The sequence below is a fragment of the Klebsiella sp. JN_Kp122 genome, assembly GCF_040062085.1.
GTDB classification, from domain to species: domain Bacteria; phylum Pseudomonadota; class Gammaproteobacteria; order Enterobacterales; family Enterobacteriaceae; genus Klebsiella; species Klebsiella aerogenes.
Window position 1 is genome coordinate 36,840 of sequence record NZ_JBEAHW010000023.1, and the last position, 12,327, is coordinate 49,166.

The 12,327-nt window shown below is 57.5% G+C and carries 10 protein-coding genes; 1 reads left to right on the top strand and 9 read right to left on the bottom strand.

Translation table 11 applies throughout. The features are described 5' to 3' along the window. Positions 1-141: 141 nt before the first annotated feature. The gene (locus ABLU78_RS10950; RefSeq protein ID WP_226925546.1) at positions 142-438 is read left to right on the top strand and encodes a hypothetical protein; all 297 of its coding nucleotides are present in this window, start codon (positions 142-144) and stop codon (positions 436-438) included. Position 439: 1 nt separating this feature from the next. Here the strand turns inward: ABLU78_RS10950 and csiR are convergent, their stop codons facing one another. From csiR to ABLU78_RS10995, 9 genes are all read right to left on the bottom strand, one after another. Next, complete coding sequence (csiR, locus tag ABLU78_RS10955) at positions 440-1,132, bottom strand: DNA-binding transcriptional regulator CsiR (protein WP_015368060.1); 693 nt, start codon at positions 1,130-1,132, stop codon at positions 440-442. Between the two features lie 45 nt (positions 1,133-1,177). Further along, on the bottom strand, positions 1,178-2,578 hold the full coding sequence (gabP, locus tag ABLU78_RS10960) for a GABA permease (RefSeq protein ID WP_015704496.1): 1,401 nt from the start codon (positions 2,576-2,578) through the stop codon (positions 1,178-1,180). Between the two features lie 113 nt (positions 2,579-2,691). Further along, positions 2,692-3,975 carry a 4-aminobutyrate--2-oxoglutarate transaminase gene (gene gabT, locus ABLU78_RS10965; RefSeq protein WP_015368062.1) on the bottom strand — a complete coding sequence of 428 codons (1,284 nt, stop codon included), beginning with the start codon at positions 3,973-3,975 and terminating at the stop codon, positions 2,692-2,694. A 14-nt stretch (positions 3,976-3,989) separates the two neighbouring features. Then, positions 3,990-5,438, bottom strand: coding sequence for an NADP-dependent succinate-semialdehyde dehydrogenase (gene gabD, locus ABLU78_RS10970; protein ID WP_015368063.1), 1,449 nt, complete (start codon positions 5,436-5,438; stop codon positions 3,990-3,992). Between the two features lie 22 nt (positions 5,439-5,460). After that, positions 5,461-6,729, bottom strand: coding sequence for an L-2-hydroxyglutarate oxidase (gene lhgO, locus ABLU78_RS10975; protein ID WP_032712685.1), 1,269 nt, complete (start codon positions 6,727-6,729; stop codon positions 5,461-5,463). Between the two features lie 27 nt (positions 6,730-6,756). Next, positions 6,757-7,734, bottom strand: a complete 978-nt coding sequence (glaH, locus tag ABLU78_RS10980) for a glutarate dioxygenase GlaH (RefSeq protein ID WP_032707504.1) — start codon at positions 7,732-7,734, stop codon at positions 6,757-6,759. Between the two features lie 261 nt (positions 7,735-7,995). Then, the gene (locus ABLU78_RS10985) at positions 7,996-8,700 is read right to left on the bottom strand and encodes an EAL domain-containing protein (protein WP_015704499.1); all 705 of its coding nucleotides are present in this window, start codon (positions 8,698-8,700) and stop codon (positions 7,996-7,998) included. Between the two features lie 9 nt (positions 8,701-8,709). Then, positions 8,710-9,750 carry a fimbrial protein gene (locus ABLU78_RS10990; RefSeq protein ID WP_015368067.1) on the bottom strand — a complete coding sequence of 347 codons (1,041 nt, stop codon included), beginning with the start codon at positions 9,748-9,750 and terminating at the stop codon, positions 8,710-8,712. A 19-nt stretch (positions 9,751-9,769) separates the two neighbouring features. Beyond that, positions 9,770-12,295: a fimbria/pilus outer membrane usher protein gene (locus ABLU78_RS10995; protein ID WP_048228399.1), complete on the bottom strand. Its 2,526-nt coding sequence runs from the start codon at positions 12,293-12,295 to the stop codon at positions 9,770-9,772. Positions 12,296-12,327: the final 32 nt, after the last annotated feature.

Genomic DNA, 12,327 nt, shown 5'->3' on the forward strand with positions numbered 1-12,327 from the left:
CCGCGATCCCTGTCTGCGCAGGAAAATCATGTTACCGTCAAATATTGACCCTAAAATTATAAGACCTTCATGAAATTTCTATTATCTATCAGTTTATTAAGCTTCTTTCTTTCACCGGCTTTCGCCGGCACAGCGGTAAAATTGTCCTGTTCTTTACGTAAAAACGTGACCATCTCGCGTTTTCATTACCAGCTATCGACCATGAAGTGGGGCGACCATTTCCAGGTGGCTTCCGGCATGCGTCAGGCGCAGACCAAAAATCATATTCCCTATCGGGTAACCAGCTTTCGCAACGGCGACGATCTGGTCTTTTTCCCGGACAGTCAGGAGTACTTTTTCTTCTACTCGGGAATGGCGACGCCGGACCGTTGCGTGGTGGAGGAACACTACGAGTATCCGGTCACACAACTGCCGTATTATAAAAAGCCCGCTGCCTGAATCAGGATTGCTGCGACAGCAGTTTGCCGGCCATCGCCTGTTGGATAATCGGGATGGGGGTAAGTAAGTGCTCGCGCATGAGCGCGCTGGCTCGCTCGGCATCTCGCGCCAGAATGGCTTCCAGCAGCGTCTGGTGCTGGACATGTTTATCTTCCAGCATTTCTACCGACAGCACCGTGGTGCGCAGCCAGATGAAGCGGTAGCGCGCCGCCAGATCGAACAGCCGTTCGCGCATCTGCAGTAAATACTGCGAACCACAGCCGGCGACAATGGCGGTATGAAACGCCTGATGGCGCTGATCCCATTCATCGAGTAAGCGCTCACTTGCTTCGCTGGATTCCAGCTTATTAAGCAGATGCGCGCGGGCCAGCAGCTCGGCTTCCCACTCATCGCCGCCGCGCTCAATGGCGAGGCGCACCAGCATGGCTTCCATATTGGCGCGGGCATCGAAAATATCGAGGAGTTCCGCCTCGGACATCGAGGCGACGCGATAGCCTTTTTGATTGACCACCGTCACCAGCCGCTCGGCCACCAGCTGCGAGAGCGCTTCCCGCAGCGGCCCGACGCCAAGCTCATAGCGCGACGTCAGCAGGCTCATACGCAGTTTTTCATCAGGCTGATAAACGCCGCGGATGATGTCGTTCTTCAACCAGCGGTATCCATCAATGGCCGTCGCTTGGGGAATGGCGGTCATAGTCTTGCTCCTGAATACATTTCCCGGCCTGCGCCGGGAACAGGGTTAACGCGTATTTTGTAGCGGCAGTTTTTGCCACAATAGCAGCTTTTTCCAGCGCGACATAATCGGCACCGTACAGATGATAGCGATCGCCAGCGCGCCGGTGGAAATCACCTCCAGCTGCTGTGCCGGACGGAACAGCATCACTACCAGTACGAAGGTGATAAAGGCGATAACCAGCCAGGTGAGCCACGGATAGAGCCACATCTTAAGGCGAATTTCACCGCCTTTCGCCAGCAGGATTTTGCGCATCCGCAACTGAGATACGGCAATGACCAGATAGACCAGCAGGGCGATGGCGCCGGAGCTATCTATGAGGAATTTAAATACCTTCGCCGGGGCATAGTAGTTCACCACTACGGTTAAGAAGGCCGCGCCGGTGGAGAGCAGCACCGCCACATACGGCGTTTTACTGCGGTTGGTTTTGCCCATTATGGCTGGCGCATCGCCGCGGCGGCTCAGGGAATAGAGCATTCGCGAAGCGGTATACAGCGCCGAGTTCAGGCAACTGGTCACCGACAGCAGGATCACGCCGTCCATAATCAGTTTGGCGTAGGGGATATGCAGTAACTCCAGTACCGAACGGTATGAACCGACGTTCTTCAGCCCCGGCATGTTCCACGGAATCAACGAGACGACCACGAAAATGGAGCACAGATAGAAGATAGAGATGCGCCAGATTACGGAATTTGTGGCGCGAACGATATGTTTATCCGGGGTATCCGATTCGGCGGCGGCAATGGTGACTATCTCCGCGCCCATAAATGAGAACATGGTAATGAGCATCGCGCTGAGCACCGCGCCGAAACCGTTAGGCATAAAGCCGCCGTGATCCCACAGGCGCGAAATCCCGCTCACTTCGGCATAGGGATAGAAGCCGGTGATGGCCACCGCGCCCAGCACGATAAAGGCCAGAATGGCGATAACTTTGCAGATAGCCAGCCAGAACTCGAATTCGCCGTAGTTCTTGACGCTCAGCAGATTACTGCCGGTGAGGGCGAGGGTGATGACCAGCGAGAATAGCCATACCGGTACGCCGGGGATCCACGAGTTGAGAATGATGGCGGCGATATTGGCTTCCAGGGGAATCACCAGGACCCAGAACCACCAGTATAGCCAGCCGATGGTATAACCCGCCCAGCGGCCGATCGCTTTGTCGGCGTAGGTCGAAAAGGAGCCCGTATCCGGGGTGGCGACGGCCATTTCGGCCAGCATACGCATAATCATCACCACCAATAACCCAGCGAACAGGTAGGAGAGCAGCACCGCCGGGCCCGCTTCGGCAATGGCGACGCTGGAACCGACAAATAAACTTGCGCCGATAACGCCGGCAATAGATAACATGGTGACGTGGCGTGATTTCAGCCCGCCCCCTAAATCATGTGATTGCGACAGTTGCCCCATCATTAACCCCTTTTATTGTTTTTTGGCACCGTTTGCCGGATGGCGATTGCGCCCAATCCGACCGACAGGCAACCGGACGGGGCGCGTGAGCGTCGCCATCCGGTGCAGGAGTGTTAGCCTTGTTTAGCTTCGTTAAAACAGTCGGCGATAATCTTCAGTCCCTGCGCGATCTGCGCATCTTCGATAGTCAGCGGCACCAGAATACGCAGCACGTTGTAGTACGGCCCGCAGGAGAGCAGGATCAGGCCTTTATCCCGCGCGCGGGCGACGATATCCGCCGTCAGTTTGGCGTTGGGTTTGCTGTGATCGCCCTCTTCAAAGAGTTCAATGGCGATCATCGCCCCCAGGCCGCGGACGTCGCCGATTTCGCGATGTGTTTCGGCGATATTGAGCAGGCCTTTACGCAGCTTGTCGCCGAGCTGATTGGCTTTTTCCAACAGGTTTTCCTGTTCGAAAACCTTGAGTACCGCCAGCGCGGCGGCGCAGGCAATCGGGTTGCCGGCATAGGTGCCGCCCAATCCGCCCGGCGCGATGGCGTCCATGACTTCCGCCCGTCCGGTGACGCCCGCCAGCGGGAAACCGCCGGCGATGGATTTGGCAAAGGTGGTGATATCCGGCGCCACGCCCATCTGCTCCATCGCGAATAGCGTGCCGGTACGGCCCGCGCCGCTCTGGACTTCATCGGCGATCAGCATGATGCCGTGCTCGTCACACAGCGCGCGCAGGCGCTGCATAAAGGCCGGGGAGGCGGCGTAGAAACCGCCTTCGCCCTGGACGGGTTCGATGACGATAGCGGCGATATCTTCCGGCGCGGCGTCATTTTTGAAGATGCGATGGATGCTGGCGATCGCGTCATCATCGCTGATACCGTGCAGCGCGCACGGGTAGAGCGCGCGATAAACGTGGCCCGGCATTAACCCCATGCCCGCGGAGTAAGGGTTCACTTTACCGGTTAACGAGAGGGTGTAATGGGTACGGCCATGATAGGCGCCGGTAAAGGCGATGGTGCCGCTACGCCCGGTCGCCGCGCGGGCGATTTTGACCGCGTTTTCCACCGCTTCCGAACCGGTGGTCACCAGCAGGGTTTTCTTGGCGAAATCGCCGGGCACTTTCTGGTTCATCATTTCGCACAGCTGCAGGTAGGGCTCGTAGGCCAGCACCTGGAAGCAGGTGTGGGTCAGCTTCTTCAACTGGCCTTCCACCGCGGCGATCACCTCAGGGTGCAGGTGGCCGGTGTTCAGCACCGCGATACCGCCGGCGAAATCGAGATATTCACGGCCTTCAACGTCCCATACCCGGCAGTTCTCCGCACGGTCGGCAAAGATAGGGTGAATTTGTCCGACGCCGCGCGGCACCGCGTCGCTACGGCGCTGCATTAACGCTTTATTGCTGGTCATGTCCTGCTCTCCTGTTAAAGGCCGATACACATATATTTGATTTCTAAATAATCTTCGATGCCGTACTTCGAACCTTCGCGGCCCAGACCGGAGGCTTTAATGCCGCCGAATGGCGCGACTTCGTTGGAAATAATGCCGGTATTGATGCCAACGATGCCGTACTCCAGCGCTTCGCCGACACGGAAGACGCGGCTCAGGTCGCGGGCGTAGAAATAGGCGGCGAGGCCGAATTCGGTATCGTTGGCCTGGGCAATGACATCGGCTTCATCTTTAAAGCGGAACAGCGGCGCCAGCGGGCCGAAGGTCTCTTCTTTCGCCACTTTGGCGCTGCTCGGGACGTTGACCAGGATGGTGGGCTGGAAGAAGTTGCCGCCCAGCGCGTGCGGTTTGCCGCCGGTGACGATGCGCGCGCCTTTCGCAAGGGCGTCGGCAATATGTTCTTCGACCTTAGCTACCGCTTTATCATCGATCAGCGGGCCGGTGGTGACCCCGTCCTGCAGGCCGTCGCCGATGCGCAGCTTTTCCACCGCCTGCTGCAGTTTCTCGGCGAAACGGTCATAGACGCCGTCCTGTACATACAGACGGTTGGCGCAGACGCAGGTCTGCCCGGCGTTGCGGAATTTCGACGCCAGCGCCCCTTCGACGGCTTTATCGAGGTCGGCGTCGTCAAAGACGATAAACGGCGCGTTGCCGCCGAGTTCTAACGACACTTTTTTGATGTCTTTCGCACACTGCTCCATCAGCTGGCGGCCAATTTCGGTGGAGCCGGTGAAGGAGAGTTTGCGTACCAGCGGGTTGCTGGTCAGTTCGTTGCCGACAGCCCCGGCAGAGCCGGTGACCACGTTAAATACCCCGGCGGGAATACCGGCGCGATTCGCCAGTTCGGCCAGCGCCAGCGCGGAAAACGGCGTCTGGCTCGCGGGTTTCAGAACCATGGTGCAGCCGGCGGCCAGCGCCGGGCCCGCTTTACGGGTGATCATCGCCGCCGGGAAGTTCCACGGGGTGATGGCGGCGGTAACGCCGATGGGCTGCTTGATGACGATCAGGCGCTTGTCGGCCTGATGACCGGGAATGGTATCGCCGTAAATGCGCTTACCTTCTTCGGCGAACCACTCAATAAAGGAGGCGGCGTAGCTGATTTCGCCTTTGGCTTCCGCTAGCGGTTTCCCCTGTTCGAGGGTCATCAGACGGGCGAGATCGTCCTGGTTCTCCATCATCAGATCGAACCAGCGGCGCAGAAGCGTAGCGCGCTCTTTGGCGGTCAGGGCACGCCAGGCTGGCAGGGCGCGGTTGGCGGCTTCAATCGCTTCGCGGGTTTCGTCGGCGCCCATTTTCGGCACGCTACCCAGCTGCTGGCCGTTGGCGGGGTTGGTCACCGCAATCACGTCGCCGTTTTGCGCATCGCGCCACTGGCCATCAATTAGCGCCTGCTGGCGAAACAGAGTTGCATCTTTAAGTTGCATAATCGCTTCCTGTCTTAAGGGGTTAACGAATAAAAGCGGCGTGTAGTGTCTCCACGCTACGTGCCGCACGCAGCGTGCGTCCGGGATTGCTCTGGCTTGCCAGCAGGGTTTGCACCTTGCTGACGATGTGCGCGCCGATCGGGATAGCCGACGTGGCCGCCGGCGACGGCGCGTTACAGGTGTGGATGGAACGCGCGGTAGTAACAAAAAGGAAATCGTCGATCAGCTTGCCCTGCGGCGATACCGCCTGTGCCCGCACGCCGGCAGGCCACGGGCGCAAATCGCTTAATGTCAGGCTCGGGCAGTATTTCTGCACCAGCCGCAGATAGCCGCTTCTGCACAGCGAATTCTTCATTTCGCCAAGCCCGGAGCGCAGGTTGTTTTGTAGTACCCGGCGAATGCCGGGCGAGGTCAGGATCTCAAGGGTATCGGTCAGCGAGATATCGCGCTTGCGATAGCCTTCGCGCTTCAGCGCCAGCACCGCGTTAGGGCCGACGGTGACGCTACCGTCGATCATGCGGGTCAGGTGGACGCCGAGGAACGGCATCGCCGGATCGGGGATCGGATAGATCAGATGATTAACGATCTGGTTGTGCTGCGGCGCCAGTTGGAAATATTCGCCGCGGAACGGGCAGATGATAAAGCCGGGATCGACGCCGATCATTTTCACCAGCCGGTCGGCCATCAGCCCGGAGCAGGTGATCAGCGTCGATGCCTCATATTCGCCGCCCTGGCGGGTGTGGACGACCACGCCGCTGGCGTGCTCTTTCAGGGCGCTGACTTCGGCGTCGTAGACGATCGTTCCGCCTTTGGATTCGAAGATCTTCGCCATTGCCGCCGCTACTTCACGATAGCTGACAATGCCGCTCGAAGGAACGAAGATCCCTCCCAGTCCGCTGATGTTCGGCTCGCGTTCGCGCAGCTCGCTCGCGCTCAGCCATTCGCGTTGCAGGCCGTTAGCGGCGGTGCGATCCCACAGCGCGCGCATCCGCTCCATCTCCAGCGGCGAGGTGGCAACCAGCATCTTGCCGCAGACGTCGTAGCGAATCGCATTCTGCTCGCAAAAGGCTTTAGTAGCGCGGTTGCCGGCGAGGCAAAACTGCGCCTTGAGGCTGCCGGGAGTATAGTAAACGCCGGCGTGGATCACTCCGCTGTTGTGACCGGTCTGATGGCAGGCCGGACCGGACTCTTTTTCCAGCAGGGCAATGCGGGCATCCGGGTAAATCTCAATTAACTGCATGGCGGTCGACATGCCGATAATGCCGCCGCCGATAATCACGAAATCATACATCCGCTCAATTCCTTCGCCTGAGAATCTTTATTGATGAGTCTGGTAATGATTCGTGGAATACGCAAAGTAGCCGCGCTGGCGCATCAGTTCGCGACGTAAATCCGGATGCGGTGTAAAGCGGTCGCGACCGTGCAGCCAGAACAGGTTGTTTATCAACAGGAATTTCCCCACCGGCACCGGTACGGAAAGAATGTTTTTACTGGTTTCCAGCGCATCGGAGAGGCGGCTCAGCCAGGTGCCTTCTTCGAAATCTTTCGGCTGCACAAACTGGTCGATATAGCGCATTACCGGGCGGCCCTGCTGGTCGACGTCGAAAACCGGATGATAGACATCTTTGCTGACGTTTTTGCTCGGCGGCGCTGCCCAGCGCATAGGACGGCGGGCCAGCGGATCGCGGAAGAATTCGTCGAGATGTTCCCAGTCATCCAGATGCAGCAGCAGTGAATTGCCGCCCTGCATGTTCTGTTCATCGATCTTCATCATCAGCACGTAGTCGGTAATTTCTTCGACATAGGTACCGTCATTGTGCAGCTCCATCACGCGGTGCGGCTGACGCAGATAGCTGTCTGAGTTATCGACGTTTTTCACCACGAAGCGGGCGTAATACTGGCCGCTCATGGCATCAAAGTTGGAGCGTCCGATCAAATGCGCCACGGCGGTCGCCAGTTTGACCATCTCATCGGCCTGAGCGACGTTGTCAATGCCGATACCGTTTATCAGCAGCGCGCCCTCCGCGCGATTGAGCAGCGTCTTGATCAGCAGCGGCTGCAGCTGGTTGCCGCACAGATCGTCGAGGATCTTGCCGACCTGAAAGCGCAAGAAAGATTTGTATTCCAGCGCCTGTACCGGCCACTGCGCGACCTGTTGAAGAAATTGCGCGGTCGTTTCGGCGGTGAAGGTCAGCTCCAGCAGACGCGGCGATTGCGCAGAGGGAGCGAAGGAAAAACCGGTGTAGCTGTGGGCCAAATCATCAGCATGAGGTTTTACGGCGGTCAGTGCATTCATCAGAATCATTCCTCGGGTAGAGTCAGAGAGTCGGGGTGATGCTCATTTCGTAGCCATAAATTAAAAATATCTACATTTTTGAAAAATGCGTATGAAATAGCCATATTGTTTAATTTTTGTGATCACTAGCAACAATAAGTTAACAATATGAGTGGCGAGGACAGACGAGGTGGGAAAGGAAAAATGCCAGAAAATGAATAAGTTGAAGAGAGGACGGACAGCCCGGATAGCGGGGGAGTGGATATCCGGGGAAAAGCGGGGTTATTTCTCGACGCTGGCCACCAGGGCTTCAATGGTTTGTTCCCGCCAGAGGAGCCCCTGCAGGGCAAACCACGGCATGTTTTCCAGCCACTGAAGATGGGCTTCGGTTTCAATACCTTCGACGATCACCTGATACTGATTCGCCTGAAAATAGTGCAGCAGCGAGTCCATCAGTTGCTGGCCGTTTTTCTTTTCCAGCAGGCTCCATAACAGGTTCTTGTCGGTCTTGATAAAACGAAAGGGTTGCGCCGTCAGGGCGGCGAACCCGGCGTAACCGGCGCCAAAATCATCCAGCCAGAAGGAGTATTTGTCCGTCAGGGCGTCGATGGTCGGGGTGCGTTTCACCAGCGTGTTGGAAAATTCATTAACCTCAAAATGCAGGCAGCCGATGGTTTTCACACACTCGGCGATAAAATCATCATGTAGCATATGCAACGTCGACTCGTCGACGTTGAGCGTGACCATGACGTCGTTCTGGCGGAACCACTGCTGATGCTGCCTGACCAGCTCAATTTGTTCGAGCAGGATGCGGGCGCGCAGTGATTCCGATGCCTCACTGAAAAACCGTTCTATATCTTGCGGACTAGCAGGCTCGTGATGAGCAAACCGGGTCAAACATTCAACCGCGATCATTTTGCCTTCGCGGTTGAACATCGGCTGAAATACATAGCGTAACCCGGTCGGTTCGGTGTTGGTCAGCGGCATTTTGCTTCACTATTTAAAGGTAACGTCGATATTGGCCGTCGCATTAAAGGTGCCGATTTTGGGCTTAACGCTTAGCCATTTCAGGCTGGCCAGGAAGTTGCTTTCTACCACGCTGCCGTTAATCATGCCCAACTGCGTCGGGGTATTCATGGAAAGCCAGGTCGTCGGCGCATCGGCGCGCGAGAGCAGGATGCCAAAACCGCTATCGTTGGATGGCAGAATGGTGTTGGTGTCCTGAGTCGGCTGCTGGGTACTGAAGCTGGCCATTAAGGTCTGACCCTGGCAATCCTGGCCGGCGCCGGTCAGGTCGGCGCGGACGCTGAACGGAACCTGTTTTTCAATGGCGCCGACGACGGCATTGCGCGCCGGGATGCTGCCGAAGTTGACCGTTGAGCCATTGTTCGCCGAGACGGTGATTTTCGGGTTGCAGGCGATAAAGCGGATGTTGCCAAGCCCGGTGACCCACGCGCGGAAGTTACTATTCGGGCGGCTGTTGAGGCCGCCAACACCGTCAACCTGGAAGATAGCGTAGCGGTTGGTGTCGTTAATCACGCCGTTTGACGGCGGCGGATTGCCGGTGGCTTTAATATAAACCGAGTAGGTCACCGTGACGGTCTGCGGGGTCGCCGGAGACTGGCATGCACCGCCGGGACGGTTGCGGCGGCAGAGCGTACCTGGCCCGATATCCGTTTTCTGACCTTTTACCGGTTTAATATCGGTGCTGAGATAGGTTACGCCGACTTCCAGCGAGTTGTGGATATTCTGCATCCGGGTTTCCGGATCCCAGTACAGATACGCATCTTCACCATTGGGCATGTGATCCGTATCGGTACAGGTAAAGGTGGAGGTAAACGTCGGTGAACGCCACAGCAGGGTACCCGGCTTCAGGTTAGCGGTCGAAACGTTAATCTGATCGGTGAGCGCGATGGTCTGCGATACTTCGGTACCGTTCTTCTTACAGCTCAGCGCGAAGCTGCTGGTGGAGAACAGCGCGCTTGAGAGTACCAGCAGCGTCAGCCCGGTGCGGGATAAGAGGTTAAACTTCGACATAACTAATTGTCCTTTCATGTTATTTACAGGTCAGGGAGACGACCTGATAACCACCGGGTTGATCGGCTTGAATAGCAGGTAACTCTGGCACCGTCAGGCTGCAGGAGGCGTCGGCATCGTCGCCCCATTTCATCTGCAGACGGTCGCCGCTCTGAACGCCGGAAACGTAGGCTTCGCCGCGGGTACCGACCACGCCGACATGTTCGCCGTTCTGGCCGAAGATATTGGCGCCAATCACCGGCACGCTGCCGTCCGCCAGTTTGGCGTGGATAAGCAGGCTCTGGCCGAGATGCGTTTCAAAGGTCACGCGGCCGATGGCGCGCTCGGTCGGCACGATATCTTTCGCCGCCAGCGGAATTTCAAGGCCGTTGCCAATATCCGAAGTACGCAGCGCGACGCGGTTGTGGCGATACGGCATCGCAGAAGTGAGCACCGCGTAGCCGAAGCGGTCAATCGCTACCCCTGGCTGGTTTTCCAGACGCACGCCCTGCGCCCCTTTCGCTTTCACCACCACGAAGGTGTTCTGCAGCGGCTGCGACAGGGTGACGCCGCCGGAGTGCGCGACCACGCCGCCGGAGACGTTCAGCGAAGTCTGCTGATAGTTGTTGTTGTAGCTGTAGCCGAGATCGATGTTACCCATGCTGCCCAGATAACCCAGGTTGACCAGGCTGGTATCGCCGCCGTGCTGGGTGTGGCCGCTCTGTACGAAGTAATTCATACGGTTGTCATCAAGCAGCGTGCCGCTCATCCCGGCGCTGTAGCCGCTACCGCTCTGCTTGCTGTTAGAGGCGTTAAAGTTAACCGTGCTTTCGTGGTCCGGGCCAAAGATGTTGATTGGCACCGAGACGTTGAGGTTAACGCTGTTGTCGCTATAGCCGTAGTTACTGCGGCTGTTCTGGTAAAACACGCCGACGCTGACGCGATTCCAGGTGGTGTTGAAACCGGTCTGGATGGTGCGGTCGTATGCGGAGGTGTTCCAGTAGTTCTGACGGATAAAGGTCGCGTACAGCGAAGCGCCGGCGATGTGCTGGTTGACCGTCATCTCGACGCGCTGGCGTTTGTTGTTGTACTGCTGCGAGTCGTAGTAACGACGGCGCTGGTTTTGCGTCGCCCAATCCGGCGCGCCGGTTTTATCGTCGCTCTGATCGTAATACTGGGTGTGGTAGAAACCGTTCTGCCAGTTGTTACGTTCAGCTACCGCGTCGGAGAAGTCATAGAAGCCCGACGTCGAATAACGGTAGCCGGCGATCTGCACGTCGGTACCGAGGGTGTTGAGCGATTTGGAATAGAGGAAGCGTACGCTGGCGCCGCGTTTGTTCTCGCCGGAAGCCAGATCGGTATCAGACCATGAGGCGTCAACGGAGGCCGCCCCGTATTCGCCCATGTTTTTACCCAGCCCGACCACGCCGGAGCGATAGTGCTCGGCCATGATAATCCCGCCGTATGGCGTATAGTCGGAGCCGGCGCCGTGGGCCACGGTGCCCTGGATAAATTGCGGCTGATAATTATTGGTGCCGTCGTGGTATTTACCCGCGGTCACCTGATACTCCCAGATCCCGTCGCGCAGCATATTCGGCACGGAGGAGTAAGGGAGAGTGAAGCTATGGCGCGAGCCATCCGCCTCGATAACCGTCACGGCTAAGTCGCCGCTGAGGGTGCTTGGCGAAATATCGGTCAGCGCGAACGGTCCCGGCGGCACCACGGTGCTGTAGACGGTATAGCCGTTCTGGCGCACTTCGACGCGGGCGTTGGTATTGGCGACACCGCGTACGACCGGCGCGTAGCCGCGACGGCTGTCCGGCAGCATTTCCGGGACGCTGGAAATCTGCGCGCCGCGGAACTGGAAGCTATCGAACACGTTATTATTGGTGTTGCTCTGGCCAATCTGAATACGGCTGCGCCAGGAGGCGATATCGGTTTCCGCCCAGGTGGAAATCGGGTTCCACTGCTCTTTTTGCCCGGTCTGTTTTGACAGGGAAGAGTTGTTGCGAAAACGCCACGCGCCGACGTTAAGGCCGTTATTGAGGGTCAGGAAGTAGTAGTCGCTGTCCTGTTTGCCGCTGCCGCTGGAGAAACGGGAGTGGCTGCCGCTGAAAGCGTAGTTAACGAAACCGGCGTTGATGCCGTCGTCATAGACCAGCGGCGAAATCTCGCCCTGTGGTCGCGCTTCGAGTTCGGTTTGCGGTACGGAAATGTTCAGCTCCTGCAGCGCGGCGTTCCAGCTCACGCTACTGCCTGGAATATTTTTTACCAGATCGTAGCAGGCGCTGCTGCCGGCGGTGTCCGGTACCAGAACGCCGTATGAACGGTAGCTGTCGGCATCTAAACAGAAATAACCCGGGGTGTTAGGCGTATCTTTTTTAAATTCGATTTCCCGGTGATCGACGCGATTTTTATTCAGGTAAATATCGAAGGCATATTTACCCGGTAAAATATCGTCGCCGGTAGAGAGGTTTTGCACCAGCGAGGCGTTATTCGCCCCGCGGATGAAAGAGGTATTGAATTGCTCTTCGGCATTGACAAATGGTGTCGCCAGTAATGACATTGTCGAGGCGTAAACAGCAAAGCGAACGTGCT

Excerpts from the sequence above, each read along its gene's own strand:
- gabP (WP_015704496.1), bottom strand. The coding sequence starts at position 2,578 with ATGGGGCAACTGTCGCAATCACATGATTTAGGGGGCGGGCTGAAATCA.
- gabD (WP_015368063.1), bottom strand. The coding sequence starts at position 5,438 with ATGCAACTTAAAGATGCAACTCTGTTTCGCCAGCAGGCGCTAATTGAT.
- ABLU78_RS10995 (WP_048228399.1), bottom strand. The coding sequence starts at position 12,295 with ATGTCATTACTGGCGACACCATTTGTCAATGCCGAAGAGCAATTCAAT.
- glaH (WP_032707504.1), bottom strand. The coding sequence starts at position 7,734 with ATGAATGCACTGACCGCCGTAAAACCTCATGCTGATGATTTGGCCCAC.
- gabT (WP_015368062.1), bottom strand. The coding sequence starts at position 3,975 with ATGACCAGCAATAAAGCGTTAATGCAGCGCCGTAGCGACGCGGTGCCG.
- ABLU78_RS10990 (WP_015368067.1), bottom strand. The coding sequence starts at position 9,750 with ATGTCGAAGTTTAACCTCTTATCCCGCACCGGGCTGACGCTGCTGGTA.
- ABLU78_RS10985 (WP_015704499.1), bottom strand. The coding sequence starts at position 8,700 with ATGCCGCTGACCAACACCGAACCGACCGGGTTACGCTATGTATTTCAG.
- csiR (WP_015368060.1), bottom strand. The coding sequence starts at position 1,132 with ATGACCGCCATTCCCCAAGCGACGGCCATTGATGGATACCGCTGGTTG.
- lhgO (WP_032712685.1), bottom strand. The coding sequence starts at position 6,729 with ATGTATGATTTCGTGATTATCGGCGGCGGCATTATCGGCATGTCGACC.